Origin of the sequence: Halomicrococcus pelagicus, from assembly GCF_051917725.1 — an archaeon.
Classification (GTDB): Archaea; Halobacteriota; Halobacteria; order Halobacteriales; family Haladaptataceae; genus Halomicrococcus.
The window spans coordinates 613616-638323 of the sequence record NZ_JBQBLX010000002.1 but is presented as its reverse complement, the minus strand read 5'-3'; the positions used below and the strand labels follow the sequence as shown (position 1 = coordinate 638323).

The 24708-nt window shown below is 68.4% G+C and carries 21 protein-coding genes; 10 read left to right on the top strand and 11 right to left on the bottom strand.

Annotated features, from left to right (window positions below; genetic code table 11):
* Window positions 1–19: 19 nt before the first annotated feature.
* The gene (locus ACTF4R_RS08100) at window positions 20–1057 is read right to left on the bottom strand and encodes an NAD-dependent epimerase/dehydratase family protein (RefSeq protein WP_440007329.1); all 1038 of its coding nucleotides are present in this window, start codon (window positions 1055–1057) and stop codon (window positions 20–22) included.
* A 143-nt stretch (window positions 1058–1200) separates the two neighbouring features.
* Between ACTF4R_RS08100 and ACTF4R_RS08095 the strand changes: the two genes are divergently transcribed.
* Window positions 1201–1938: a GNAT family N-acetyltransferase gene (locus ACTF4R_RS08095; protein ID WP_440007328.1), complete on the top strand. Its 738-nt coding sequence runs from the start codon at window positions 1201–1203 to the stop codon at window positions 1936–1938.
* A gap of 19 nt (window positions 1939–1957) precedes the next feature.
* Here ACTF4R_RS08095 and ACTF4R_RS08090 read toward each other — a convergent pair whose 3' ends face one another.
* The 5 genes from ACTF4R_RS08090 to ACTF4R_RS08070 all read right to left on the bottom strand — a co-directional run bounded on the left by ACTF4R_RS08090 (window position 1958) and on the right by ACTF4R_RS08070 (window position 10215).
* Complete coding sequence (locus tag ACTF4R_RS08090; protein ID WP_440007327.1) at window positions 1958–2560, bottom strand: hypothetical protein; 603 nt, start codon at window positions 2558–2560, stop codon at window positions 1958–1960.
* Between the two features lie 43 nt (window positions 2561–2603).
* Entirely contained in the window at window positions 2604–7163 is a 4560-nt protein-coding gene (gltB, locus tag ACTF4R_RS08085; RefSeq protein WP_440007326.1) for a glutamate synthase large subunit, read from the bottom strand.
* Between the two features lie 207 nt (window positions 7164–7370).
* Window positions 7371–7871: an Lrp/AsnC family transcriptional regulator gene (locus tag ACTF4R_RS08080; protein WP_440007325.1), complete on the bottom strand. Its 501-nt coding sequence runs from the start codon at window positions 7869–7871 to the stop codon at window positions 7371–7373.
* Between the two features lie 324 nt (window positions 7872–8195).
* Complete coding sequence (gene proS / locus ACTF4R_RS08075) at window positions 8196–9653, bottom strand: proline--tRNA ligase (protein WP_440007324.1); 1458 nt, start codon at window positions 9651–9653, stop codon at window positions 8196–8198.
* Between the two features lie 100 nt (window positions 9654–9753).
* Window positions 9754–10215, bottom strand: coding sequence for an 8-oxo-dGTP diphosphatase (locus ACTF4R_RS08070; protein ID WP_440007323.1), 462 nt, complete (start codon window positions 10213–10215; stop codon window positions 9754–9756).
* An 80-nt stretch (window positions 10216–10295) separates the two neighbouring features.
* Here ACTF4R_RS08070 and ACTF4R_RS08065 point away from each other — a divergent pair, with 80 nt between their 5' ends.
* Complete coding sequence (locus ACTF4R_RS08065) at window positions 10296–10814, top strand: NUDIX domain-containing protein (RefSeq protein WP_440007322.1); 519 nt, start codon at window positions 10296–10298, stop codon at window positions 10812–10814.
* 40 nt (window positions 10815–10854) lie between these two features.
* Here the strand turns inward: ACTF4R_RS08065 and ACTF4R_RS08060 are convergent, their stop codons facing one another.
* Window positions 10855–11358, bottom strand: coding sequence for a DUF7984 family protein (locus tag ACTF4R_RS08060; protein WP_440007321.1), 504 nt, complete (start codon window positions 11356–11358; stop codon window positions 10855–10857).
* Window positions 11359–11667: 309 nt separating this feature from the next.
* Here ACTF4R_RS08060 and ACTF4R_RS08055 point away from each other — a divergent pair, with 309 nt between their 5' ends.
* A complete protein-coding gene (locus tag ACTF4R_RS08055) occupies window positions 11668–13581 on the top strand; it encodes a beta-CASP ribonuclease aCPSF1 (protein ID WP_440007320.1) in 1914 nt (637 codons plus the stop codon).
* Between the two features lie 55 nt (window positions 13582–13636).
* On the opposite strand, the gene mce is transcribed toward ACTF4R_RS08055, so the two are convergent.
* A complete protein-coding gene (gene mce, locus ACTF4R_RS08050) occupies window positions 13637–14020 on the bottom strand; it encodes a methylmalonyl-CoA epimerase (RefSeq protein ID WP_440007319.1) in 384 nt (127 codons plus the stop codon).
* Window positions 14021–14156: 136 nt separating this feature from the next.
* Between mce and ACTF4R_RS08045 the strand changes: the two genes are divergently transcribed.
* The 3 genes from ACTF4R_RS08045 (at window position 14157) to ACTF4R_RS08035 (ending at window position 17345) form a co-directional block, all read left to right on the top strand.
* Window positions 14157–15272, top strand: coding sequence for an aminotransferase class V-fold PLP-dependent enzyme (locus tag ACTF4R_RS08045; RefSeq protein ID WP_440007318.1), 1116 nt, complete (start codon window positions 14157–14159; stop codon window positions 15270–15272).
* A gap of 185 nt (window positions 15273–15457) precedes the next feature.
* Complete coding sequence (locus ACTF4R_RS08040; RefSeq protein ID WP_440007317.1) at window positions 15458–16369, top strand: NmrA/HSCARG family protein; 912 nt, start codon at window positions 15458–15460, stop codon at window positions 16367–16369.
* 94 nt (window positions 16370–16463) lie between these two features.
* Entirely contained in the window at window positions 16464–17345 is an 882-nt protein-coding gene (locus ACTF4R_RS08035) for a halocarboxylic acid dehydrogenase DehI family protein (RefSeq protein ID WP_440007316.1), read from the top strand.
* Window positions 17346–17366: 21 nt separating this feature from the next.
* Here ACTF4R_RS08035 and ACTF4R_RS08030 read toward each other — a convergent pair whose 3' ends face one another.
* On the bottom strand, window positions 17367–19052 hold the full coding sequence (locus tag ACTF4R_RS08030) for an acyl-CoA mutase large subunit family protein (protein WP_440007315.1): 1686 nt from the start codon (window positions 19050–19052) through the stop codon (window positions 17367–17369).
* Between the two features lie 146 nt (window positions 19053–19198).
* Between ACTF4R_RS08030 and ACTF4R_RS08025 the strand changes: the two genes are divergently transcribed.
* Window positions 19199–19471, top strand: coding sequence for a hypothetical protein (locus ACTF4R_RS08025; protein WP_440007314.1), 273 nt, complete (start codon window positions 19199–19201; stop codon window positions 19469–19471).
* Between the two features lie 5 nt (window positions 19472–19476).
* On the opposite strand, the gene ACTF4R_RS08020 is transcribed toward ACTF4R_RS08025, so the two are convergent.
* Together ACTF4R_RS08020 and ACTF4R_RS08015 are read right to left on the bottom strand one after the other, a co-directional pair.
* Window positions 19477–20232 (bottom strand): SAM hydrolase/SAM-dependent halogenase family protein, encoded by a 756-nt coding sequence (locus ACTF4R_RS08020; RefSeq protein WP_440007313.1) that lies wholly within the window; start codon window positions 20230–20232, stop codon window positions 19477–19479.
* 67 nt (window positions 20233–20299) lie between these two features.
* Window positions 20300–20818: a nicotinamide-nucleotide adenylyltransferase gene (locus ACTF4R_RS08015; RefSeq protein WP_433626937.1), complete on the bottom strand. Its 519-nt coding sequence runs from the start codon at window positions 20816–20818 to the stop codon at window positions 20300–20302.
* 168 nt (window positions 20819–20986) lie between these two features.
* Here ACTF4R_RS08015 and lonB point away from each other — a divergent pair, with 168 nt between their 5' ends.
* The 3 genes from lonB to ACTF4R_RS08000 all read left to right on the top strand — a co-directional run bounded on the left by lonB (window position 20987) and on the right by ACTF4R_RS08000 (window position 24689).
* Window positions 20987–22990 carry an ATP-dependent protease LonB gene (lonB, locus tag ACTF4R_RS08010; RefSeq protein ID WP_440007312.1) on the top strand — a complete coding sequence of 668 codons (2004 nt, stop codon included), beginning with the start codon at window positions 20987–20989 and terminating at the stop codon, window positions 22988–22990.
* A gap of 104 nt (window positions 22991–23094) precedes the next feature.
* The gene (locus ACTF4R_RS08005) at window positions 23095–23736 is read left to right on the top strand and encodes a class I SAM-dependent methyltransferase (RefSeq protein WP_440007311.1); all 642 of its coding nucleotides are present in this window, start codon (window positions 23095–23097) and stop codon (window positions 23734–23736) included.
* A gap of 110 nt (window positions 23737–23846) precedes the next feature.
* The gene (locus ACTF4R_RS08000) at window positions 23847–24689 is read left to right on the top strand and encodes a CPBP family intramembrane glutamic endopeptidase (RefSeq protein ID WP_440007310.1); all 843 of its coding nucleotides are present in this window, start codon (window positions 23847–23849) and stop codon (window positions 24687–24689) included.
* Window positions 24690–24708: the final 19 nt, after the last annotated feature.

Sequence of the window (24708 nt, the reverse complement as noted above, 5' to 3'; positions counted from 1 at the left end):
GAGGGTCCGGCGAAACCGCTCAGATGGTGTCGAGGACGCCGAGGACGCGCTCCTCGTTCTCCCTGCCGGGGTCGTACTCGCTGCCGTCCCGGTCGCTCTCCCGGTAGTCGGCGACGGAGCGCGCCATCGCCTCGCGGAGGGGCGTCGACTCCCAGCCCAGCGAGGCGAGTTTGTTCGTGGCGAGGACGTGCGGGTACTCGCGGTAGAGCACGTAGTCGTCCGTCGAGATGTTGCCCGCGGACAGTTCCCGGTCGCTGGCGGTGACCACCTCGACGTCGGTGTCCAGCGCGTCGGCGATGACCTCGACCATCTCGCCGAGCGTCACGAGGCGGCGGTCGCCGACGTTGTACGCCTCGCCGGGCGTCCCCTCCTCGGCGACGACGCGGAGCGCGCTCGCCACGTCCTCGACGTAGGCGCGGTGCCAGACGTTGGTCCCGTCGCCCGGCACGAGGACGCGGTCGTAGTTCGCCACGCGGTCTATCCAGAAGTCCAGGCGCTCGGTGTAGTCGTGGGGACCGTAGACGATGCAGGGGCGGACGCTCATCGCGTTCACGCCGTCGACGGACCGCGACGGCTCCGACCCTCCACCGGACCCCCGACTCCCCCGCCCCGCGGCGGCGAAGACGGCGCGGTCGCCCTCCGCCTTGCGAGCGCCGTACGACTCGTGGGAGTCGTCGGTGGCCTGTTCGGTCGTGCAGTCTCGAAGCTCCGTCTCGTCCTCCCGCTTCGGAATCTCCTCTGCGCCGTAGGCGGCCCCGCTGGAGATGTAGACGTAGGCGTCGACGTCGGAGAATATCTCCGTGGCGGCCCGCACGTCCTTCGGCTTGTACGCCACGCAGTCGAAGACGGCGTCGGGGTCGACCTCGTCCCGGGCCAGCTCCAGCGCGGAGTCGTTCGTCCGGTCGCCCTCGACGCGAGCGACGCGGTCGTCGTCCGCGAACGGGTCGTCGTGGTTCCCGCGGTTGAAGGTGGTCACGTCGTAGCCGTGGTCGAGCAGTTCGGAGACGAGATGGCGGCCGATGAACCGCGTGCCGCCGACGACGAGTGCGGTGTCCATGCCGAATCGGTTGCGTTGCGGAGCGGAAAACGATACCGGAGGCGGCGAGGCGGCGCGTACCGGCGGAACGGTCCGGCGCGGTGACGCCCGTGTCGGAACGGCCGACAGAACGTTTACCCCAAAGGAGCGAGTACTCCGGTACTATGCAAGTGCGCGAAGCACGAACCGAAGACCTCGCCGGGATTCAGGACGTCGCCGCCCGGTCGCTCACCGCGTCGTACTCCCACGTCCTCGACGAAGACGTCATCGAACACGCCGTCGAGGAGTGGTACGCCGAGGACCGCCTGGAGTCCGAACTCCAGAGCCAGGGGACGCTGTTCCTCGTGGCGATGGAGGGCGGCGACGTCGTCGGGTTCTCCCAGAGCGAGGTGCTGCCGGAGGTTCCCGAGGCGAACGTCCTCTGGCTACACGTCGACCCCGACCACCGCGACAGCGGCGTCGCGACGACGCTGCTCGGGCGGACCCAGGAGGAACTCGAGGAGCGCGGCAACGAGACGCTGTCGGGCTACGTGCTCGCCGACAACGAGGACGGCGTCGAGTTCTACGAGAGCCACGGCTTCAGGAAGGTCGGCGAGCGGACCGCCGAAATCGCCGGCGAGGAGTTCGACGAGAACGTCTACGCCAGGACCGAGGAGGCCGAGATTCTGGAAACCCGGGAGTTCGACGGGGAGACGCTGTACATCAACCGCGCCGAGAGCAGTCGCGGGTCGAAGGGACCGTTCTTCGTCACGTTCAGCGACGAGGCCTGCGAGAACCGCTACGGCTACTTCTGCGCGAACTGCGAGAGCGTCGACAACGCGATGGACAGCATGGAGCGTATCCACTGCAACGAGTGCGGCAACGAGCGCAAGGCCGCCCGCTGGGACGCTTCGTACCTCTGACATCCCGGTCGACCGCCGGTCAGCCGTCGGTGGTCGTCCCGGCCGCCGTAACCCGGAACGGCGCGACGCAGCGAATCGCGTCACCGGCGAGCGAGACGCTGACGGTCAGCGCGCACAGTCCGGCGTCCAGGCCGAGCGCCGGGACCGTGTACGCGTCGCTGGTCGTTCGTCTACTCTCGGTCGTTCGTCCGCTCTCGGTCGCGTTCCCACTGCCGGTCGAGGAAAGGCGGTCGGGGAGAGTACCGAACACGAGTCGCCAGTCGAACTCCCCGTCCGGACGGAGCGCCTTCGAGTCGGCGCTGCGAACCAGCGGCGCGACGCGGGTCCAGTCGCCGTCTTCGCGGCGTTCGAGCGTCGGCTGCGGGTTGAACGTCACCTCGTCGTCGGTACGGTTCGTCAGCGTGAATCGGAGCACCGTCTGGCGTCCCTCGGTCACGGTCCAGCGGCCGGGGTCGAGGAGCGCCGGCGGGTCGTCGGCAGTGTGGGCGCATATCGTCCGGTCGGCGTCGTCGAACGTCGGACACGGGGCGTCGATCGGCGTTCCGTTCCCGAACGCGTCCGAACAGCCGGCGAGCGACGCGATTCCGGCGCTGGCCAGCGCGAGGTAGGTTCGTCGGTTCACGCCGGGGTTGGTCCCGGCTTCCGGTATAAATCTCCGCCCGCCGTCAGTCGGCCCCGCCGGCGAGCGGGGGAACGTCCGACGGCTCGGCGACCGCGTCCGGCAGCGACGCGCGAACGTCCTCGCGGCCGTCCTCGGTGACGGCCCGCTCGTACGCCTCGGGCATCACCGTCACGAACTGCGAGAGGGCGGTCTCCCAGTTCGCGAGCAGTTCCTCGGCCTTCGCGCTGTCCGTGTACGCGGCGTGGTTCTCGACGAGGCGGCGCAGCACGCGCTCGTCGCGCTCGCTCACGTCGCGCACCGACACCATCCCGGGGTTGACCCGGTCGGCGAAGTCGCCGCTCTCGTCGAGGACGTACGCCACGCCACCGCTCATGCCGGCCGCGAAGTTCTGGCCCGTCTCACCGAGGACGGCGACGACGCCGCCGGTCATGTACTCGCAGCCGTGGTCGCCGACGCCCTCGACGACCGCCGTGACGCCGCTGTTGCGGACGGCGAAGCGCTCGCCCGCGACGCCGTTGACGTACGCCTCGCCCTGGGTCGCACCGTAGAGGGCGACGTTGCCGACGAGCGTGTTCTCGTCGGCGGCGTACGGCGCTTCGTCTGGCGTGCGGACGACGACGCGACCGCCCGACAGTCCCTTGCCCACGTAGTCGTTGGCCGCGCCGTCGAGGTGCATGGAGACGCCGGACGCGAGGAACGCGCCGAAGCTCTGGCCGGCGGTCCCCTCGAACCGACAGGTGACGGTGCCGTCCGGGAGTCCGTCGCCGCCGTGGCGCTTCGATATCTCTCCGGAGAGCATCGCGCCGACCGACCGGTCCTCGTTCGAGATGGTGCGGTCGAGTTCGACCGGCACGCCGTCTGCCAGGGCGGGTTCGGCGTCGGCGAGCAGGTCGCGGTCGAGGTGGTCGTCGATGTCGTGGTCCTGCTCGCGAATCTTCGTGCGCGCGGTCGACGCCGCGTGCCCGCCCGCGTCGCCGGCCGATCCGCTCGCGGCCGTCGCGGGGTCCGCCAGGACGGCCGAGAGGTCGAGGTCCCGGGCCTTCGGGTGGTCGGTGTCGCGCTGGTCGAGGACGTCCACCCGGCCGACCATCTCCTCGACCGTCTCGAAGCCGAGGTCGGCCATTATCTCCCGGAGTTCGGTCGCGATGAACTGCATGTAGTTGACGACGTGTTCCGGTTCGCCGGGGAACCGGCTGCGGAGGTCCTCGTCCTGCGTGGCGATGCCGACCGGACAGGTGTTCTCGTGGCACTGGCGGGCCATCACGCAACCGCTGGTGACGAGGCTGGCGGTGCCGAAGACGAACTCCTCCCCGCCGAGCAGCGCGGCGACCGCCACGTCGCGGCCGGTCTTCAAGCCGCCGTCGACGCTCACCCGGATGCGCGAGCGGAGGCCGGTCTGGCGCAGCATCTGGTTCGCCTCGGCCAGTCCGAGTTCCCACGGGAGGCCAGCGTGCTTGATGGAGGTGCGCGGACTCGCACCCGTCCCGCCGGAGTGACCCGAGACGTGGACCACGTCGGCGTTGGCCTTGGCGACGCCCGCCGCGATGGTGCCGATGCCGGCCTCCGAGACGAGTTTGACGTTCACGTCGGCGTCCTCGTTCGCCACCTTGAGGTCGTGGACGAGCTGTTTCAGGTCCTCGATGCTGTAGATGTCGTGCTGGGGCGGCGGCGAGATGAGACCGACGCCGGGCGTCGCGTAGCGCACGTCGGCTATCATCTCGTTCACCTTGCTCCCCGGAAGGTGGCCGCCCTCGCCGGGTTTCGACCCCTGGGCCATCTTTATCTGGATCTCGTCGGCCGACGCGAGGTACTCGCTGGTGACGCCGAACCGACCGCTGGCGACCTGCTTGACCGAACACTCCCGGTCGGTGCCGAACCGCTCCGGCGGTTCCCCGCCCTCGCCGGTGTTTGCCTTCCCGCCCGTGCGGGCCATCGCCTCCGCGTTGTTCTCGTGAGCTTCCGGGGAGAGCGACCCGAGGCTCATCGCGGCCGTCGAGAACCGCTCGACGATGTCGGAGACGGGTTCTACGTCCTCGACCGGAATCGACTCGCGGTCCCCGGCGTCGAACTCGAGCAGGCCGCGCAGGGTCTGGAGCCGTCCCTCCTGGTCGTTGACCTGCTCGGCGAACTCCGCGTACTGCTCCGGGTCGTCCCGCCGGACCGCGCTCTGGAGCGCGCCCACGGTGCTCGGATTCCACTGGTGGTGGATGCCGTTCGAACGGTGCTCGAACTCGCCGCGACGCTCGACGTCGGGGTCGTCGAACGCCGCCTCGTGGCGCTCCCGGAGGTCGGCCTCTATCTCCTCGACGCCGACGCCCTCCGTGCGGTTCTCGGTCCCCTCGAAGTACTCCGCGACGAAGTCGGAGTCGAGGCCGACCGCCTCGAACACCTGCGCTCCCTGGTAGCTCTCGACGGTCGAGATGCCCATCTTGGCCATCGTCTTCAGCAGGCCGTCCTCCAGCGCCGAGACGTACGCCGCGACCGCCGTCTCGGCGTCCGCGCCGTCGGGACCGGCCACGAGGTCGGCGATGGACTGGTAGGCGAGGTAGGGGTTCACCGCGCCCGCGCCGTAGCCGACGAGGGTCGCGAGGTGGTGGACGGTCCGCGGGTCACCCGACTCCACGACGAGGCCGGTCCGGGCGCGGAGGCCGCGACGGACGAGGTCGTGGTGGACCGCGCCGGTCGCCAGCAGACTCGGAATCGGCACGCGCTCCTCGCCGGCCGCCCGGTCCGAGAGGACGACCACGTCCGCGCCGCCCTCGACCGCCGCGCGGGCGTCGGCGCGCAGTCGCTCGACCGCGTCTTCGAGCGCGGTGGCGGGGTCGAAGGTCGCGTCGACCGTCTCGCTCCGGAGCGCCTCGCCGTCGCCGTCGAGGTTCCGGATGGCGGCCGTCTCGGCGTCCGACAGCACGGGCGAGTCGGCGACCAGTTGCCGGGCGTGGGCGGGCGACTCGTCGAGGAGGTTGCGCTGCGGTCCGAGTCGACTCTCGAGGCTCGTCACGAGTTCCTCCCTGATGTAGTCCAGCGGCGGGTTCGTCACCTGCGCGAACAGTTGCTTGAAGTACGAGAACAGCGGCCGGTTGAAGTCGGACAGTACCGACAGCGGCGTGTCGTCGCCCATCGAGCCGACGGGGTCCTTGCCCGCGGTCGCCATCGGCTCCAGCAGTTCGTCGAGTTCGTCGCGGCTGTAGCCGTAGAGCGCCTGGTGGGCGCGCAGCGACTCGACCCGGCTCCGGGGCGCGACGTCGGCCGCGGCGTCCGGCAGGTCGTCGAGTTCGACCTGCTCTGCGTCGACCCACTCGGCGTATCGCTCGTCCGTGAGGTCGGCGAACACCTCCTCGTCCGGTACGATGCGGCCTTGCTCGGGGTCGGCGAGAAACAGCTGGCCGGGTTCGAGCCGGCCGCGCTCGGCGACGGCCCCGGGGTCGTGGTCGAGCGCCCCCGCCTCGCTGGCCATCACGAGCCGGCCGTCGGTCGTCACGTCGTACCGGCACGGGCGCAACCCGTTGCGGTCGAGCACCGCGCCGACGCGCTCGCCGTCGGTCGCGACGACCAGCGCGGGGCCGTCCCAGGGTTCGACCAGCGAGGCGTGGAAGTCGTACCACGCCTCGCGGTCGTCGCTCACGTCACGTCCGCGCCACGCCTCCGGGACGAGCATCCGGAGCGCGTGGGGCAACTCGCGACCGTCCTCGACCAGCAGTTCGAGCACGTCGTCGAGGACGGCCGTGTCGCTCCCGTCGGCGGTCGTGACCGGGGTGAGCCTGTCTGCGTCGAAGCGGTCGCTGTCGAGGTCGCTCTCCCGGGCCGCCATCCAGTTGGCGTTCCCCTGGATGGTGTTTATCTCGCCGTTGTGGACGACGTTGCGGTACGGATGCGCGAGATGCCACGCTCCGAGCGTGTTCGTCGAGAAGCGAGCGTGGACCAGCGCGAACGCCGACCCGAGGCGGTCGTCCGTGAGGTCCGGGTAGTAGTCGGCCAGCTGGTCGCCTTTCAGGAGCCCCTTGTAGACGAGGGTCTGGCGGTCGAGCGAGCAGACGTAGAAGTGGTCGGCGGCGGCCTCGTCCACGTCCGCGTCCGGGTCGGCCGCGCGCTCGTCGACCGCCCGCTCGACCGCACGACGGCCGACGTACAGCGAGCGGTCGAACTCGTCGGTCGACTGCCCCGCCGCCGGGCGGACGAAACACTGGTAGACGGCCGGCTCTGACGCGACCGCGGTCGCGCCGAGCCCCTCGTCGTCCGTCGGTACCTCGCGCCAGTGGAAGAGGTCGAGGCCCTCCTCGGCCAGCGCGTCCTCGACGAGGGTCCGACATTCGTCGCGCGCGGCGGCGTCCCGTGGAAGAAAGAGCTGGCCGACGGCGTACTCGGCCGGGAGGTCGCGGTCGAGTTCGGCGTCGAAGAACGCGCGCGGTTGCCGGAGAAGGACGCCCGCACCGTCACCGGTGTTCTGCTCCGCGCCGGTGGTGCCGCGGTGTTCGAGGTTCGCGAGCAGTTCGAGTGCGTCGGCGACGACGCCGTGACCCCCGTCACCGTCGAGGTCCATCACGACGCCGACGCCGCAGTTCGACCGCTGGTCGGTCGAGTCGGCGAGAGTCGACTGAGTCATGTGCGGACGGATGGCAAACCCATACAAGAGGCTACTCCTGAAGGACCAAGTGTATGTTATTGTCAAATATACTCCCTTATATAGTGGACGAACGGAGACAATATGGCAAAGATATTCGAAATATAGAATTGAATCCGGAGAAAAAAGTTCGTTCGTCCCTCTTTGCTCGAGAGAGGAAGATGAACGGTCACCGGGGGGTCGCGGCGGTTACGCGCTTTCGATGAGCGCTTCCAGGTCGTTTTCGTCGTAGTTGACGAGCAGGCGCTCCTCGTCTTTGAACGTCTCCAGCACCACCCGCGTCGAGGAGTGGTCGACGCCCTCGATGTCGACGATGCGGTTGACGTACTCCTGGAGGTGGTCGTGGTCGCGGAGGTGCGAGACGAGCGTGAACGACTGCTCCCCGAGCACGAAGTACACCGTTCGCACGCCCGACACGTCGCAGAGTCGCTCGCCGAGTTCGTCGTACTCGGACTCGTAATCGCACCGTATCTCGGTGATGGCCGTCAGTTCGAGGCCGAGTTCGTCGGCGTCCAGTTTCGAGACGGTGCCCGAGACGATGCCCTGCTTTCGGTACTTGTCGAGGCGATAGTACACCGTCGAGGTGCTGATGCCGAGTTCCTCGCTCACCTCGTCGACGTCGATGTCGCCGTCCCTGTCCAGCCAGCGGAGGATATCGAAATCTTTCTCGTCGAGATTGACTTCGGCCATATCTCCTCTACCTCACCCGCGTTTCTAAAACGTTTCTAACATTTCAGTTTTTGATAAACTCTGGCGCCGACGATGCCGTCGGTTCGCTTGCACGCAGGCGGAACTCCCCGTCCACGAGTCCTCGTTCGTACACCCGAAGCGCGGACGCCGGCTCCTGCAACGCCGCGATTCTGGTTTCTGGACGCTACGATTCGTACGGTCAGAAGGCCGATAGAACGAACGGCATCCGGGTCTCGGTGTGCGTGGTTCGTCCGGGAGAGACCGTACGGGCCAGAGCGAACCCCGCTGTGAGAAACGCGCCGTCGCGAAAGGGCGGTCGCGGACTCAGTACGACTTCGCGAAGTACGCGGTCTCTTCGGCCGCGTCGCCACAGACCGCACACTCCTCGCCGATGGGTTCCTCGTCGCGGTCCAGCGGGAGCATCACGATTTCGGCGGCGATCTCGTCCTTGACGACCGTCTCGCAGGCCTCGTCGCCGCACCACGGCGTCTTGACGTAGCCGCCGTGCTGGCCGATGGTGCCGAGAATCTGGGGGACCTCGTAGGCTTCGCGGACGTTCTCCTCTAAGTTCTCCTCCGCGGCCTCGTACAGTTTGTCGAAGACGGCGTCGAAGTGGTCGCGGGTGGTCTCGGCGACGTCGACGCGCTCCTCGGTGACGCTCTCGCCGTCGGGGCGGTGGACGACGGTGACCTCGTCGTCCTCGACCTCGTTCGGTCCGATCTCGAACCGCACGGGGACGCCCTTGAGCTCCCACTCGTTGAACTTGAAGCCGGGGTTGCGCTCGTCGCGGTCGTCGAGTTCGACGCGGATGCCGGCCTCCTCCAGGTCGTCCGCGACGCCCTCGGCGTACGACAGCACCTTCTCCCGGTTCTCCTCGTTCCAGATGGGGACGATGACGACCTGTTCGGGCGCGATGGTGGGCGGACAGACGAACCCCTGGTCGTCGCTGTGGGTCATGATGAGCGCGCCGAGCGCGCGCCACGACAGCCCCCACGAGGTCGTGTGGGCGACCCGCTCGTCCTCGTTCTCGTCGGTGAAGACGAGGTCGTACGCCTCCGCGAACCCCTGGCCGAGGTAGTGGCTCGTCGCGCTCTGGACGGACTTGCCGTCGGGCATCAGCGCCTCCACCGTCGTCGTCGTGTGCGCGCCGGGGAACTTGTCGTGTGCCGGTTTGCGCCCGCGCATGACCGGCACCGCGAGCACCTCCTCCATGACGCGCTCGTACTGGCCGAGACGGGTCATCGTCTCGTCCCACGCCTCTTCCTCGGTCTCGTGTGCGGTGTGGCCCTCCTGCCAGAGGAACTCCTTCGTCCGGAAGAACGGCTTCGTCTCCGTCGCCTCCCAGCGGACGACGCTACACCACTGGTTCAACCGCATGGGCAGGTCGCGGTGGCTGCGGACCCACTCGCTCATGAACGGCGTGATGATGCTCTCGCTCGTGGGTCGGAAGGCGAGTCGCTCGTCGAGTTCGTCGTGGCCGCCGTGGGTGACCCACGCCACCTCGGGGTCGAACCCCTCGACGATGTCGCTCTCGCGTTCGAGGTAGCTCTCGGGGATGAGCGCCGGGAAGTAGGCGTTCTGCGACCCGGTGTCCTTGAACCACGAGTCGAGGTGGTCCTGGAGGCCCTCCCACAGCGCGTACCCCCGGGGCCGAGTGACGATGAACCCGCCCATCGGCGCGTAGTCGGCGAGTTCCGCTTTCTTCACCACTTCGGCGTACCACTCGCCGGGACTGTACTCCTTGCGCTCGGTTATCCCGAGTTCCTGTTCGTCGTCGCTCATACTCGATGGTCAGTCACGAGAATAATAAACCCGCCGTGTTCGACGCTGACGGGACGGCGCCGGAGGACGCGCGAGGGGCCGGCGACGGACGGTCGTCGCGTCAGAGCGCCACGCCGAACGTCAGTTCGTGGTCGACCATCTCCTCGCCGTCGGCGTCGAAGCGAAACGTCCCCTCGAACGTCTCGCCCTCGAACAGGTGCGGGAGCCAGAGTCGGTCGTCGTCCCACATCTCGTCGTACGGAACGTCGTCGAACGCGAACCACTCGGGGTCCGCCTCCGGCGTCTCCGTCGGCGTCCCCTCGAAGTCGTACGCGCGGAAGACGTGAACGTACATCCGGGGGTCGTCGCCGAAGACGAACCGGAACTCGCCGACCTTCTCCGGGTCCCGGACCGTCACGCCCACCTCCTCCTCGACCTCCCGGACGACGCACTCGCGGGGCGTCTCGCCCGCCTCCAGCTTGCCGCCGGGACCGACGTACTTCCCGTCGCCGAGACCGCGCTTCTTGCGGATGAGCAGGACGCGTTCGTCCTCGATGGGGTAACAGAGCGTCGCGTGTTGCACGGGCGCTCGCTCGAACCCTTGCCGAATAGACTTATCGAATTACCTGGAATTGATGGGGACGCGGTGCGCGGTCGAACTCGATGATAGCAGTCGCTCCGGACTACTGCCCCGACTGCGGTGGCGAACTGGCGACCGTCGAGTTCGAAGGGAGGGACCGGGACCACTGTCCGTCCTGCGACCGCACGTGGTGGCGACAGTCAGTACCGACGACGAGCGTGACGGTCCGCGAGGACGACCGCGTCCTGTTGATTCGGCGCGCCGGAGGCCGGGACGCAGGTCGCTGGGACCTCCCGGCTGGCCATCCGGAGTACGACGAACCGGCACGCGAGGCCGCCGCCCGCGAACTCGCCGAGGAGACGGGACCCGTCGCGGACCCCGCCGACCTGGAACTCGTCGGAACGGTCCTGTCGGAAGGTCCGCGGGCGAACCATCGCTCGATAAACTACCGCGTCGACCGCGCCGCGACCGAGGGCGAGGCGACGGCCGGTTCCGACGCCGCGGACGCCCGGTTCGTGCCCGTCGAGTCGGTCCGGTCGGAGGCGATAGACGTTCGGCGGTTAGGACGACGCAGGCTTCGAGACGCGGCGATACTGGACTAGCCCCGCCGCGTCGGGACCGGTCCGGGCGACGGTGACCGGCCTACTCGACCGAGAACGGACTCTCCTCCTCGCGCCAGTCCCACCCCGGAAGCCGGGTCTGGAACCCCGCGGCGAGCGCGGCCTCCAGGTCGTCGACGCCCGCCGGTTCCGCCGCCTCGCGGTCCGGTGCGGTCTCGGCGTCGGGGTGGTGGCCCACGTCCGCGTAGTGGAAGGTGGCCTCGCCGAGCAGGCGCAGGGGCTGGTTGCCGGCGAGCATCCCGGCGAGTTCGCGGCCGAGGAGTTCGTCGACGACGAAGCCGGGGTAGTCGTCCTCGACGTCCAGGTCCCTGAGGAGGCCGACCAGCGCCGCGACGTTGACGGCGAGGTCGCCGTCGGCGAAGACGGCGTCGACCTCCGCGCGATACGCGGCCTCGGTGACGGCGTCGACGTCGACGTCGAACGCCTCGCCGAGGTCGGCGCGGACGCGGTTGACGAGCGTCACCACCTCGGTTCGGTCGCGGACCCAGTCGCGCTCGTCGGCGACGGCGGCGGGCGAGAGGTGCATGGGGGAACCGACGGTCACGGTTGATTTAGGGATTTTGAGAAAGCTTTTATAACCGCACCGTCTACGTTCTGCTAAGCGGGTTTTCCTCCGTCTCCCCATACACTTCCGGGGAGGACACCACGCGCTTCGCGCGCGATCCCGCGGAAAACCGAGACAATCTATGCTGTGCTGTATTGTCAGTCGTAGTGGTCACGGTGATAGACCGTTGCACGGTGCGGTGGTCGACCGCTGGCTGCGACGACTCGATGGGCGTCGGACGACACCCTCCAGCACACGCTGTCCGAACGGACGAAGTGGACCTTTCTCACCATGAGTCAAGTAGAACAACAACTCGAGGACCTCAAAGAAGAGATCACGAGCGAGTTACCGAGCGACATCTCAGTGTCGGACGTCAAGTACGAAGGCCCGGAACTGGTCGTCTACACGCGCGACCCGAAGAAGTTCGCGCGCAACGGCGACCTCATCCGGAAGCTGGCGAGCCAGCTTCGCAAGCGCATCACCGTGCGTCCGGACCCGGACGTGCTCTCGCGCCCCGACGACGCGCGGGAGGAGATCATGGACGTCGTCCCGGAAGAGGCCGGCGTGACCGACCTGGACTTCCACGCCGACACCGGCGAAGTCGTCGTCGAGGCCGAGAAGCCCGGGATGGTCATCGGGAAGCACGGGTCGACGCTGCGCGAGATAACCCAGCAGGTCGGCTGGACGCCCGAAGTCGTTCGCACGCCACCCATCGAATCGTCGACGGTGTCGAACGTGCGCAACTTCCTGAAACAGGAGCGCGAGGAGCGACGGACCATCCTCGAGAAGGTGGGTCGCCAGATACACCGCGAGGAGATGAGCGACGAGGAGTGGGTTCGCATCACGACGCTCGGCTGCTGTCGCGAGGTCGGACGCGCGAGCTTCATCCTCTCGACGCCCGAGACCCGCATCCTCATCGACTGCGGTGACAAGCCCGGCTCCGACGACGTGCCGTACCTCCAGGTCGAGGAGGCGCTCGGGGCGGGACCGAGCACCATCGACGCCGTCGTGCTCACCCACGCCCACCTCGACCACAGCGCACTCATCCCCCTCCTGTTCAAGTACGGCTACGACGGCCCCATCTACACGACCGAGCCGACTCGCGACCTGATGGGACTGCTGCAACTGGACTACCTCGACGTCGCGGCGAAAGAGGGCCGCACCCCGCCGTACGACAGCGAGATGGTCCGGGAGGCCATCAAGCACACCATCCCGCTCGAGTACGGCGACGTGACCGACATCGCGCCGGACGTGAAGCTCACGTTCCACAACGCGGGTCACATCCTCGGCTCCGCCGTCTCGCACTTCCACATCGGCGACGGCCTGTACAACGTCGCGTTCTCCGGCGACATCCACTACACCGACACGCGACTGTTCAACGGCGCGGTCAACGACTTCCCGCGCGTCGAGACGCTCGTCCTCGAATCCACGTACGGCGGTCGCAACGACTACCAGACCGACCAGGAGGACAGCGAGCGCCACCTGAAGAAGGTCATCAACGAGACGTACGAGAAGGGCGGCAAGGTCGTCATCCCGTCGTTCGCGGTCGGTCGGTCCCAGGAGATGATGCTCGTCCTCGAAGAGGCGATGCGTAGCGGCGACATCCCGACGATGCCCGTCCACCTGGACGGGATGATCTGGGAGGCGACGGCCATCCACACGACGTATCCCGAGTACCTGCGCGACGAACTCCGGGACCGCATCTTCCACGAGGACGAGAACCCCTTCCTCGCGCCCCAGTTCAACCACATCGACGGCGGCGAGGAGGAGCGCCAGGACGTCGCCGACGGCGACCAGTGCATCGTGCTCTCCACGTCCGGCATGGTCACCGGCGGCCCCATCATGTCCTGGCTCGAACATCTCGGCAGTGACCCGGACAACACGATGGTGTTCGTCGGGTACCAGGCCCAGGGGACGCTCGGCCGCCGCATCCAGAACGGCTGGGACGAGATTCCGCTGAACGGTCGCAGCCGCGGGAAGACGCTCTCGCTCAACATGGACGTTGAGACCGTGGACGGGTTCTCCGGCCACGCCGACCGCCAGGGGCTGATGAACTTCGTGAAGACGATGAACCCGCGCCCCGAGAAGGTGCTCTGCGTCCACGGCGACGAGTCCGCGACCCAGGACCTCTCCTCGTCGCTGTACCACGAACACAACATCCGCACGTTCGCGCCGAAGAACCTCGAGACGTTCCGCTTCAAGTGAACGTCATCGCGCGGCGTCGACGCCGCGCTCTCCCTCTCACCCGCCGTCTCGACCGTCAGTGCTCCACGAACTCGACGAGCACGCCGCCCGTCGACTTCGGATGCAGGAAGGCCACGTCGTGGCCCCACGCGCCGGGTCGGGGCTCGTCGTCGACGAGTTCGACGCCGCGTTCCCGCACGGTTTCGAGCGCGCCCTCGATGTCCTCGGTCCGGAGCGCGACGTGGTGGACGCCGGGCCCGTTCCGGTCGAGATACCGCGCGATTGTCCCGTCCTCAATCGGTTCGAGCAGTTCGAAGTAGCTTCCGTCGAACGCGAGGAAGACGACGCGCATGCCGTCGAACTCCTCCTCGTGGGCGACCGGTGCGTCGAAGAGTTCGCCGTACAGGTCCGCCAGTTCCGCGGCGTCGTCGGTGGCGACGCCGACGTGGTCGAGCTGCATACCCGAGCCGACGGCCGCTCCGACAATAGTTCTCCTGAAACCGTCGCGCGTCGCTCGCGGAGGCGTCGGCCGCCCCCGGAGGCCGACGCGGCCAACCGGGGAGCTATTACGTCGGGGCGACGTGAGCCGTCCCACTATGACGCCGACAGAACTCCGTTCGGACATCCCGGCGCTGGAGCGGACGACGTACCTGAACACCGGCGCGAGCGGGCCGAGTCCGACGCGCGTGGTGGACGCGGTCGAGTCGTGCCTGGAGTACCAGGAGTACGACGCGCCCGCGGACGAGGGGATGTACCCCGCGGCGTTCGACGCGTTCGACCGGACGCGCGAGGCGGTCGCGGACCACCTCGGCGCGACCGCCGAGGAGATCGCGCTCACCCAGAGCACCACCGACGGCATCAACCGCATCGCCGCCGCGCTCGACTGGGAACCGGGCGACGCGGTCGTCCGAACCGACCTCGAACACTCCTCGGGCATCCTGCCGTGGAAGCGCCTCGCGCGACACGGCGTTCGGGTCGAGGTGGTCGAGACCGAGGGCGGTCGCCTCGACGTCGACGCGATGCGGGAAGCGGTCGAGGGCGCGAAGCTCGTCTGTCTGAGTTCCCTGACCTGGACGCACGGGACGCTGCTCCCGGTCTCCGACGTCGTCGACGTCGCACACGACGCCGGCGCGCTCGTGCTCGTGGACGCGGTCCAGTGCCCCGGCCAGATGGCGGTCGACGTGACCGACTGGGGAGCGGACTTCGTCGCCGGCGCGGGCCACAAGTGGCTGCTCGGACCGTTCGGCGCCGGATTCCTCCACGTGGCCGAGGGCGCGGAGCGTCACCTCGAACCCGCACACGTCGGCTACCGGAGCGTCGAGGACCCCAACGCCGAGGAGTACGCCTACGAACCCGGCGCCCACCGCCTCGAAGTGGGGACCGTCTCGCCCGCGCCGTACGCCGGCCTCCGGGAGGCCATCGACGTCGTCGAAGAACTCGGCTACGACACCATCGAGGGCCGCATCGAGCGGTTGACGGACCGGCTCAAGGAGGGCATCGGCGCGGCCGGGGACGCTCGCCTGCTGAGTCCCCGCGAGTACGAGTCCGGACTGGTGACGTTCGAAGTCGACGACCCGGAGGCGTTCGTCGAGCGCGCCGACGAGGCGGGGGTCACGATTCGCGCGCTGCCGTATCCCGAGGGGGCCGTGCGAGCGTCCGTCCACGTCTTCAACGCCGAGCGGGACGTCGACGAGTTGCTGGCTTTGCTCTGAGCGACTGCTATCGGCGCGATGTCCCCCGCTAACATCTCTGTTACGTGGTTGTGTCGGCGTCACATAGCGTACAAGCGGTTCCGGAGCGAACCGACTAGCGCAATGAGAGCACTCCCCGGAGTCGATACGAGAACGGTCGCATCGGACGCCGATTCCGTCACCGGCGCGCGGGGGTGGGCGTAACGATGTCCGCCGAGCGAACGCGCGTCCTCGTCGCGGGCGCGACCGGAAATCAGGGCGGCGCGGTCGTGGACAACCTGCTCGCGTCCGATACGGAGTTCGACGTTCGCGGACTGACCCGCGACGCCGACGGCGACGCGGCGCGGGCGCTCGCCGACCGCGGCGTGACGATGGTCGAGGGCGACCTGAACGACCAGGAGTCGTTCCGGCCCCACGTCGCGGACGCCGACGCGGTGTTCGCGGTGACGAACTTCTGGACGCAGGGCTACGACGCACAGGTCCGTCAGGGCAAGAACCTCGCCGAGGTCGCCGACGAGGAGGGCGTCGACCACTTCGTCTACAGCGGCGTCGGGAGCCACGAACGCGACACCGGCATTCCGCACTTCGACTCGGCCTGGGAGATCGAACGACACGCCCAGGACCTCGACCTTCCGATGACGGTCCTCCAGCCCGTGTTCTTCTTCCAGAACTTCGAGGCCTTCGCGGAGGACGTCGTGGAGGACGGGACCGTCGCCCTCCCGCTGGAGGAGGGCGTCTCGCTCCAGATGGTCGACGTGGACGACGTCGGACGCGCCGCGGCGGTCGCCTTCGAGAACCCCGACGAGTTCGTCGGCGAGCGGTTCGAACTCGCGGGCGACGAGAAGACGCTGGCCGAGACGGCCGACGTGCTGTCGGAGGTCACCGGCGTCGACGTGGAGCCGTACCACGTCCCCATCGAGGACGCCTACGACGACTTCGGCGAGGAGTTCACCGTCATGTGCGAGTGGTTCAACGAGGTCGGCTACGACGCCGACGTCGACGCGCTCGAGGAGACGTTCGGCTTCGAGTTCACGACGCTGGAGGAGTACCTCCGCGAGCACGGCTGGGAGGACAAAGAGGGCATGGCGTCGATTCCGGGGTGGGTCAAGGCGCTCTAGTACGAGCACCGTTTTCGGTGGCGACCGCGACCGATTCCGCCGGGCCAGACCGTCGCGCGAAAAGACTGATTGACCTCCTCGCCGCACACCCAGCATGGACACCGACCGACAGCTGTACGAGAGCCAGGCGACGGGGTGGCGAGCCGGGGTGTACGACGACGTTCGCGCGACGTTCCACGCGCCCGTAGTCAACTGGATCTTCCGGACGCTGATGGCCAACGACCCGGAGCTCACCCGGTACCTGTGGGGGCAGGTGAAGCCGACGTTCACCACGCGCGCGTTCGGGCAGTACTCCGTCGCGTACCGGGACGCCGTCCTCTCGGCGGTCGAGAGCGGCGACCGGGACCTGCCCCGCTATCGGCGCGCCGACCTCGGTCTCGAACCCGCCGAGTTCCGGGAGCTAGCCGGGCAGGCGGAGACCTTCGACGTCGTCGCGCCGCGCCTCGCGGTGCTGTTCGAGGTCGTCGACCGGTCGCTGCGGGGCGACCCGGTCGGCGACGGGGACGACGAGCGAGCGGCGGCGACCGAACCGATGCCCGCCTGGCTCGACCGCGACCGCGGCCGCTCGCCGACGATGGTCGACGACGTGCCGGCGGAACTCGCCGACACCGCCGGCGGCGTTCGAGCGTTCCACGGCCTGGACGACGACCTGCCGAGCATCTACCGCTGTCTCGCGCAGTGGCCGGCGTACCTCCGCACGGCGTGGGACGACCTCGAACCCGTGTTCGAGTCGCCGGCGTTCGACCGCGCCTGCGAGCGAGCGCACGAGGCGACCGAGGCGTTCGTCGACTCGGTGCCGTACCCGCCCCGAATCGCGCCCGACGACCTCCGGACGAGGGGGACGGACGAGGCGACGATAACCGAACTGCAGGAGCTGTTCGAGACGTTCAACCGCGGCCCCATCGAGACGGTGCTCCCCGCCCTGCCCGCGTACGCGGCGACGCTGAACGTCGCGGGTCGGCGCGAACTGGACTGAACTACCGCGACGGGAGTCCGTTCACACCGCTCCGCCGGGGCGGTACTCGCCGAACGCGTCCCGGAGCACGCCGCATATCTCGCCGACCGTCGCGTACGCCTTCACGGCGTCGACGATGTACGGCATCAGGTTGTCGTCGCCCTCGGCGGCGTCCCGGAGTGCGTCGAGCGTCGCCGTCACTTCCTCGTCGTCGCGCTCGGCCTTGACCTCGTTCAGGTGGTCTATCTGGCGACGTTCGTCCTCCTCGGTGACCTCCTGGATGTCCATCTCCTTCTCCTCGTCCTCGTTCTCGAACTCGTTGACGCCGACGATTATCCGTTCGCCCTCCTCTATCTCCTGCTGGCGCTCGTAGGCGACGTCCTGTATCTGGCGCTGGACCCACTGCTGTTCGATGGCCGACAGCATGCCGCCCTTGTCGTCGACGGTGTCGAGGATGTCGAACGCCTCCGCTTCGAGGTCGTCGGTGAGGCTCTCGACGTAGTAGCTCCCGGCCAGGGGGTCGATGGTGTCTGCGGCACCCGACTCGTGGGCGAGAATCTGCTGGGTGCGGAGCGCGGTGCGGACGCTCTCCTCGGTCGGCAGCGCCAGCGCCTCGTCCTTGCCGTTCGTGTGGAGGCTCTGGGTGCCGCCGAGCACGGCGGCCAGCGCCTGGTAGGCGACCCGGACGACGTTGTTCTCTATCTGCTGGGCGGTCAGCGTCGACCCGGCGGTCTGGGTGTGGAACTTCAGTTGCTTGGACTTGGGGTCGTCGGCACCGAACCGCTCCTCCATTATCTCGGCCCACATGCGGCGGGCGGCGCGGAACTTGGCGGCCTCCTCGAAGATGTCGTTGTGGGCGTTGAAGAAGAAGGAGAGCTGGGGAGCGAACTCGTCGACGTCGAGGCCCGCGTCGATGGCAGCCTCGACGTACTCGATGCCGTTGCCGAGCGTGAACGCGAGCTCCTGGGCGGCGGTCGCTCCCGCCTCGCGGACGTGGTAGCCGGAGATGGAGATGGTGTTGAACTTCGGCGTCTCCTCGGCGCAGAACTCGAAGATGTCGGTGATGATCCGCATCGAGGGCTCCGGGGGGTAGATGTACGTGTTCCGGGCGATGTACTCCTTCAGCAGGTCGTTCTGGATGGTGCCCCGAAGCTCCTCGCGGTCGACGCCCTGCTCGTCGCCGACGGCGACGTACATCGCCAGCAGGACGGAGGCGGGCGCGTTGATGGTCATCGACGTGCTCACCTCGTCCAGCGGGATGCCGTCGAACAGCGTCTCCATGTCCGCGAGCGAGTCGATGGCGACGCCGGACTTCCCGACCTCGCCCGCGGCCATCTCGTCGTCGGAGTCGTACCCCATCTGGGTCGGCAGGTCGAAGGCGACGGAGAGGCCGGTCTGGCCCTCGTCGATGAGGTAGTGGTAGCGTTCGTTGGTCTCCTCGGCCGTGCTGAACCCGGCGTACTGGCGCATCGTCCACAGCCGACCGCGGTACATCGTCGGGTAGACGCCGCGCGTGTACGGGTTCTCGCCGGGGAATCCGAGGTCCTCGTCGTACTCCGAGTCGGCGACGTCGTCGGGCGTGTAGAGCCGTTCGACGGTCTGGCCGCCCGTGTCGGTCTCGAACTCCTCCTTGCGCTCGCCGAACCGCTCCAGCGTCGGTTCGAGCGTCTCCGCCTCCCACTGCTCTTTCCCCCGGCGTATCTCCTCTAGGTCGTCCGCGTCGAACATACTTCTCAGTGCGCGTGGGCGAGTCTTAATGGTTGGCGGACCGTCTCGGTCACGGTCGGCGACCCGCTCGGTCGGTCGTCCGTCGTCGCAGTCCCGGCGACGCCTCGGTATCAACCGTTTTGTCCCTGCGGCGGCAGGCCACTCCCATGTCCCGTTTCGCCTCGGAGAACTGGCAGTCGGAGTGGCGACCGGCCCGCGACCTGCTCGCCGTCGTCGCGTCGATGTTCGTCGCGAACTCGCCCACCATCGGCGCGTTCTACGTCGTCGTGAACCGGTACGACCCGGACGCCAGGACGGCGTTCGGGAGCTATCTGGTGAACCAGCAGGGCGGCGCGCTCGTGTTCGCCGTCCTCTGGACCGGCATCGTCTTCGTCGCCTTCGGCCCGGCGCTGGCGGCGGCCCGGGACGAAGTGCGGTAGGCCGGCTACGTCTCCAGTCGAACCGCGTCCCCCGGCGCGACGCCGAACGCCTCGTCGCCCCGGCCGCGGTTCACCGCCAGTTCGACGTTGCCGTGGCTCCCCACCGTGACGAGTCGCTGGCCCGCCTCGACGTGGGCGTAGGACGGCGCGACCGGCGCTCGCTCGCCGTTCACGGCCGCCTCGTCCGCGCCGTCGACGAACCCGCCGGGCACGTTCGTGACGGCGTTGCCGAAGTCGTCCACCGCGAGAATCTCGCCGGTCGCCTCGTCGTCGTCGACGACGGGGTCGGGGAACCGCAGGTCGACGAACTCGTCGGTCGGCGCGACCCCGTCGAGGTCGGAGACGGCGTCGACGCCGGCCTCGTGGACTCGCGCCGCGGCGGGAGCGAACACGTCGCGACCGTGGAACGTCGAACTCGCCGCGCCCTCGTCGTCCACCTCGAACGCGTCGAGGCCGGCACCGTCTGCCAGTTCGCGAGCCGCCGGCACCAAGACGCCGTTGTCCGGGCCGACGAGGGCGTGGTCGCCCGCCCGCACCGCGAGCGCTGCGCGGTCGGTGCCGACGCCGGGGTCGACGACGACGAGATGGACCGCGGGCGGGAACTGCGGCAGGACCTCGCGGAGCCAGAAGGCGGCGGCGCGCACGTCCTGCCGGGGAAAGTCGTGGGCCACGTCGACGAGTCGGGCGTCGGTCCGTCGAAGCATCACGCCTTTCATCGCCGCGGGGTACGGCGTGCCGAAGTCGGAAGCGAGCGTTATCATGGGCGGCGGTTCGGACGCCTGCGCCTAATCGGTTCTCCTCGCGCCGGGACGAATCGGCCGTCGGGGGTCACTCCCCGTTCGCGTCGGAGTCGCTGACCTGCTGGATGCGGTCGATGCCATCTATCTCCTCGACGACCTCGACGACGGCGTCCGGGACGAGTCGCTCCCAGTCCTCTCCCTCGACCATGCGTTCGCGGACCTCGGTTCCCTCCAGAACGCCGCGGTTGAACATCGGCGACTGACGCACCTCGACGCCCGCCTCACGGAACAGCCGGATGACGAGCGGGTTGTTCGAGTAGGCGACGTCGAAGTCCGGGCTCATGCTCTGGACGTGGCTCACCCAGACGGAGTTGCGGTCCAGGTCCTCGATGGGGACGGCGTAGGTGACGAGGTCGAGGTCGACGAGCGACTTCGTTATCATCATGATGCGCTCGCCGGCCGTGAACGGGTCGTGACGCGAGTGGGAGTCCCCGGCGCTGCCGATGCCGACCACGAGTTCGTCGACCTCCTCGGCGATGTTCTCGACCACGCTCTGGTGGCCATTGTGATAGGGCTGGAAGCGACCGATGTAGAAGCCGCGGGTCATACGCGGGAAGTCGTACGGTGCTTTAATAAGGCTGACGAGTCGTTAGCCTGCCCGTAACGTCGTCGTTGGCGGCCATTACGCTCGTCTGTCAGGACCGGTAGGGACGACCGGAGGGAGAAAGTATATCAGTTCGCCAGCCCTCAAATCGTATACGACGAAGCGATTTCTATGAGCAACGACACCGAAGCTCCGCCACCGGAGCAAGAAACCGAGCAGGAGTTCGGCGAGGAACTCGGCAGCGATATCGACGCCGACGTCGACGAAGAGGTCGCCGAGGACCACCTGCTCGGTGGGCTCGAAATCGAGAGCACCGACGAGATCGACATCCCCGACCGACTGGTCGACCAGGTCATCGGCCAGGACCACGCCCGAGACGTGGTCCTGAAGGCGGCGAAGCAGCGCCGCCACGTGATGATGATCGGCACCCCCGGGACCGGGAAGTCGATGCTGGCCAAGGCGATGAGCGAGCTCCTCCCGAAGGAGGACCTGCAGGACGTGCTCGTCTACCACAATCCCGACGACGGGAACGAGCCGAAAGTTCGGACGGTCCCCGCCGGGAAGGGTGAACAGATAATCGACGCCCACAAGGAGGAAGCCCGCAAGCGCAACCAGATGCGCTCGTTCCTCATGTGGGTCATCATCGCCATCGTGGTGGGGTACGCCCTCCTCATCGCCCAGCGTCCGCTTCTGGGCATCCTCGCGGCCGGCGTCATCTACCTCGCGTTCCGCTACGGCTCGCGCGGGTCGGACGCCATGATTCCGAACCTGCTGGTCAACAACAGCGACGTGACCAGCGCGCCGTTCGAGGACGCGACCGGCGCGCACGCCGGCGCACTGCTGGGCGACGTCCGCCACGACCCGTTCCAGTCCGGCGGCATGGAGACGCCGTCCCACGACCGCGTCGAACCGGGCGCCATCCACAAGGCCAACAAGGGCGTGCTGTTCGTCGACGAGATCAACACGCTCGACATCCGCAGCCAGCAGAAGCTGATGACGGCCATCCAGGAGGGCGAGTTCGGCATCACGGGCCAGTCCGAGCGCTCCTCGGGCGCCATGGTCCAGACCGAACCCGTCCCGACGGACTTCGTCATGGTCGCGGCCGGCAACCTCGACGCGATGGAGAACATGCACCCCGCGCTCCGCTCGCGCATCAAGGGGTACGGGTACGAGGTGTACATGGACGACACCATCGACGACACGCCGGAGATGCGCCGCAAGTACGCGCGGTTCATCGCCCAGGAAGTCGAGAAGGACGGTCGCCTGCCCCACTTCGACGAGGACGCCATCGAGGAGGTCATCCTCGAGGCCCAGCGTCGCGCCGGGCGCAAGGACCACCTCACGCTCAAACTGCGTGACCTCGGCGGACTCGTCCGGGTCGCGGGCGACATCGCTCGCGCCGAGGACGCCGAGTTCACGACGCGCGACCACGTCCTGCAGGCCAAGCGCCGCTCGCGCTCCATCGAACAGCAGATCGCGGACGACATGATCGAGCGCCGCAAGGACTACGAGATGACCGTCTCGCAGGGCGAGGTCGTCGGCCGCGTCAACGGCCTGGCAGTGATGGGCGAAGACTCCGGCATCATGCTGCCCGTGATGGCCGAGGTCACGCCCAGCCAGGGTCCCGGCGAGGTCATCGCCACCGGCCAGCTCAAGGAGATGGCCGAGGAGTCCGTGCAGAACGTCTCCGCCATCATCAAGAAGTACAGCGACGAGAACCTGAGCGAGAAGGACGTCCACATCCAGTTCGTCCAGGCCGGCCAGCAGGGCGTCGACGGCGACTCGGCGTCCATCACGGTCGCCACCGCGGTCATCAGCGCGCTGGAGGACGCCCCCATCGACCAGAGCCTCGCCATGACCGGTTCGCTGTCGGTCCGGGGCGACGTGCTCCCCGTCGGCGGCGTCACCCACAAGATAGAGGCGGCCGCGAAGGCCGGCCTCGACAGGGTCATCATCCCGAAGGCCAACGAGCAGGACGTGATGATAGAGGAGGAGTACGAGGAGATGATAGAGATCATCCCCGTCAGCCACATCAGCGAGGTCCTGGAGGTCGCCCTCGCGGGCGAACCCGAGCAGGACAGCCTCGTCGACCGCCTGAAGAACATCACCGGGAGCGCCCTCGAACACGACATCAGCAGCGGTTCGTCGGGCCACGGCAACCCCAGTCCGCAGTAGCCGACGCGTTCGAATCGCCGCTTTTCCTTCTCGATTTCGACAGACCGTCAGCGGACGCTCCGTTCGATGCAAACTATTTCGGGGGGCAACGCGACCATCCGTCCATGACCGACGACCCCGGAGAGTGGTGGAACGAGGCGTACGAGAACGACCCGCCGTGGGACGTCGGACGGCCACAGCCGGCGTTCGTCCGCCTCGTCGAGGACGGCGCCGTCGACGGGCGCGTACTCGACGTCGGATGCGGGACGGGAACGCACGCGCTATACGTCGCGGAGCGCGGTCGTCCGGTCACCGGCGTGGACGTGTCGGAGCGCGCCATCGAGCGAGCGCGGCAGAAGGCGCGCGAGGCGAGAGCGTCGGCACGTCCCGACGGAAGCGAGACGAGCGAGACGCCGCGTGACCTCGACGTGACGTTCCGCGTCGCAGACGCCCTCGACCTGCCCGCCGACCTCGGCCCGTTCGAGACGGTCCTCGACAGTGGCACGTTCCACGTCTTCGAGGAGGAGGAGCGCGCGGCGTACGCGGACAGCCTCGCGGCGGTGCTCTCGCCCGGCGGACGTGCGTTCGTCCTCGCGTTCGGCGAGGACGCACCGGACGACTGGGGACCGAACACCCTCTCCGCCGACGACGTCACCGACGCGTTCGGCGACGGCTGGCGCGTCCGCGCCGTGCGCGAAGAACCGTTCGTGGCGAACCACGGAGACGACCGGGTACCCGCCATCCTCGCCGTCGTCGAGCGCCGCTGAGGACGACGAGCCGTCGAACCCGGGTGCCCGGAAACCACGGTGCCACTACGACGCCCCGCCCGTGACCGAAGCCGGACATCTTTTCGCCGCCCGCGAGAAAGAAGGTCACGATGCCGGCACCGCAGTGGAAGTCGTTCGCCGGGGTGACGCTCCTCGTGCTCGCGATGCTGGTCGCGCTCGCGCGGGCCTCCCAGTCGTCGCTCTCCGCACCGGAACTCCGCGACGGCGACTCTCCCGGCGGGACCGGCGCACCGGCGCGCGAAGCCGGAACCGTGGCGGGCGAGCCTCCGACGAGCGACGACGAAGCGGGCGACGACCGACCGACCGGTAACGGCGAAACCGGTCGAGAGGCGACCGGCGACCGCGACGCGACCGCCCGCGAGACGCTCACGCCCGAGTTGCTGCTGGTGAACGTCGCGGTCAGTCAGGGCCTCTTCGGTGCGGTGCTGGTCGCGGCGGCGTGGATCGGCTCCGTTCCGCCCGGCGCGCTCGGCGTCGGGACGGTGACGCTCCGGACGCTCGCCCTCGGCGTCGCAATCGGCGTCGCGCTGTTCGCCGCGAACGAACTCGGCCAGCACGTGGCCGACGCTCTCGGCATCGACTACGCCGAGGGGATGCGCGAGCTACTCACGCCGGACTCGGCGCGCGGGTGGTTCGTCCTCCTCTTCCTCGTCCTCCCCATCATCGCGGGGTTCGAGGAGTTGCTCTTTCGCGGCGCGCTCATCGGCGCGTTCGCGGCCGGGTTCGGCGTCTCGCCGTGGCTGCTCGCCGCCGGGTCGACGGTGGCGTTCGCGCTCGGCCACGGCGCGCAGGGTCCGGGCGGAATCCTGGTGACCGGCCTGCTCGGTGGCGCGCTCGCCGCCGTGTTCGTCCTGACCGAGAGCCTGCCGGTGGTCGTCGTCGCTCACTACCTCGTCAACGCGCTGGAGTTCACCGTCCACGCCCGCGACTGACGGAGAATCGTCCGGATAC

Bases quoted from the DNA above. Each gene is read 5' to 3' on its own strand.
- lonB (WP_440007312.1), top strand. From the start codon at position 20,987: ATGAGCAACGACACCGAAGCTCCGCCACCGGAGCAAGAAACCGAGCAG.
- ACTF4R_RS08025 (WP_440007314.1), top strand. From the start codon at position 19,199: ATGTCCCGTTTCGCCTCGGAGAACTGGCAGTCGGAGTGGCGACCGGCC.
- ACTF4R_RS08095 (WP_440007328.1), top strand. From the start codon at position 1,201: ATGCAAGTGCGCGAAGCACGAACCGAAGACCTCGCCGGGATTCAGGAC.
- ACTF4R_RS08000 (WP_440007310.1), top strand. From the start codon at position 23,847: ATGCCGGCACCGCAGTGGAAGTCGTTCGCCGGGGTGACGCTCCTCGTG.
- ACTF4R_RS08045 (WP_440007318.1), top strand. From the start codon at position 14,157: ATGACGCCGACAGAACTCCGTTCGGACATCCCGGCGCTGGAGCGGACG.
- ACTF4R_RS08040 (WP_440007317.1), top strand. From the start codon at position 15,458: ATGTCCGCCGAGCGAACGCGCGTCCTCGTCGCGGGCGCGACCGGAAAT.
- ACTF4R_RS08065 (WP_440007322.1), top strand. From the start codon at position 10,296: ATGATAGCAGTCGCTCCGGACTACTGCCCCGACTGCGGTGGCGAACTG.
- ACTF4R_RS08030 (WP_440007315.1), bottom strand. From the start codon at position 19,052: ATGTTCGACGCGGACGACCTAGAGGAGATACGCCGGGGGAAAGAGCAG.
- ACTF4R_RS08035 (WP_440007316.1), top strand. From the start codon at position 16,464: ATGGACACCGACCGACAGCTGTACGAGAGCCAGGCGACGGGGTGGCGA.
- mce (WP_440007319.1), bottom strand. From the start codon at position 14,020: ATGCAGCTCGACCACGTCGGCGTCGCCACCGACGACGCCGCGGAACTG.
- gltB (WP_440007326.1), bottom strand. From the start codon at position 7,163: ATGACTCAGTCGACTCTCGCCGACTCGACCGACCAGCGGTCGAACTGC.
- ACTF4R_RS08080 (WP_440007325.1), bottom strand. From the start codon at position 7,871: ATGGCCGAAGTCAATCTCGACGAGAAAGATTTCGATATCCTCCGCTGG.
- proS (WP_440007324.1), bottom strand. From the start codon at position 9,653: ATGAGCGACGACGAACAGGAACTCGGGATAACCGAGCGCAAGGAGTAC.
- ACTF4R_RS08060 (WP_440007321.1), bottom strand. From the start codon at position 11,358: ATGCACCTCTCGCCCGCCGCCGTCGCCGACGAGCGCGACTGGGTCCGC.
- ACTF4R_RS08055 (WP_440007320.1), top strand. From the start codon at position 11,668: ATGAGTCAAGTAGAACAACAACTCGAGGACCTCAAAGAAGAGATCACG.
- ACTF4R_RS08020 (WP_440007313.1), bottom strand. From the start codon at position 20,232: ATGATAACGCTCGCTTCCGACTTCGGCACGCCGTACCCCGCGGCGATG.
- ACTF4R_RS08100 (WP_440007329.1), bottom strand. From the start codon at position 1,057: ATGGACACCGCACTCGTCGTCGGCGGCACGCGGTTCATCGGCCGCCAT.
- ACTF4R_RS08005 (WP_440007311.1), top strand. From the start codon at position 23,095: ATGACCGACGACCCCGGAGAGTGGTGGAACGAGGCGTACGAGAACGAC.
- ACTF4R_RS08015 (WP_433626937.1), bottom strand. From the start codon at position 20,818: ATGACCCGCGGCTTCTACATCGGTCGCTTCCAGCCCTATCACAATGGC.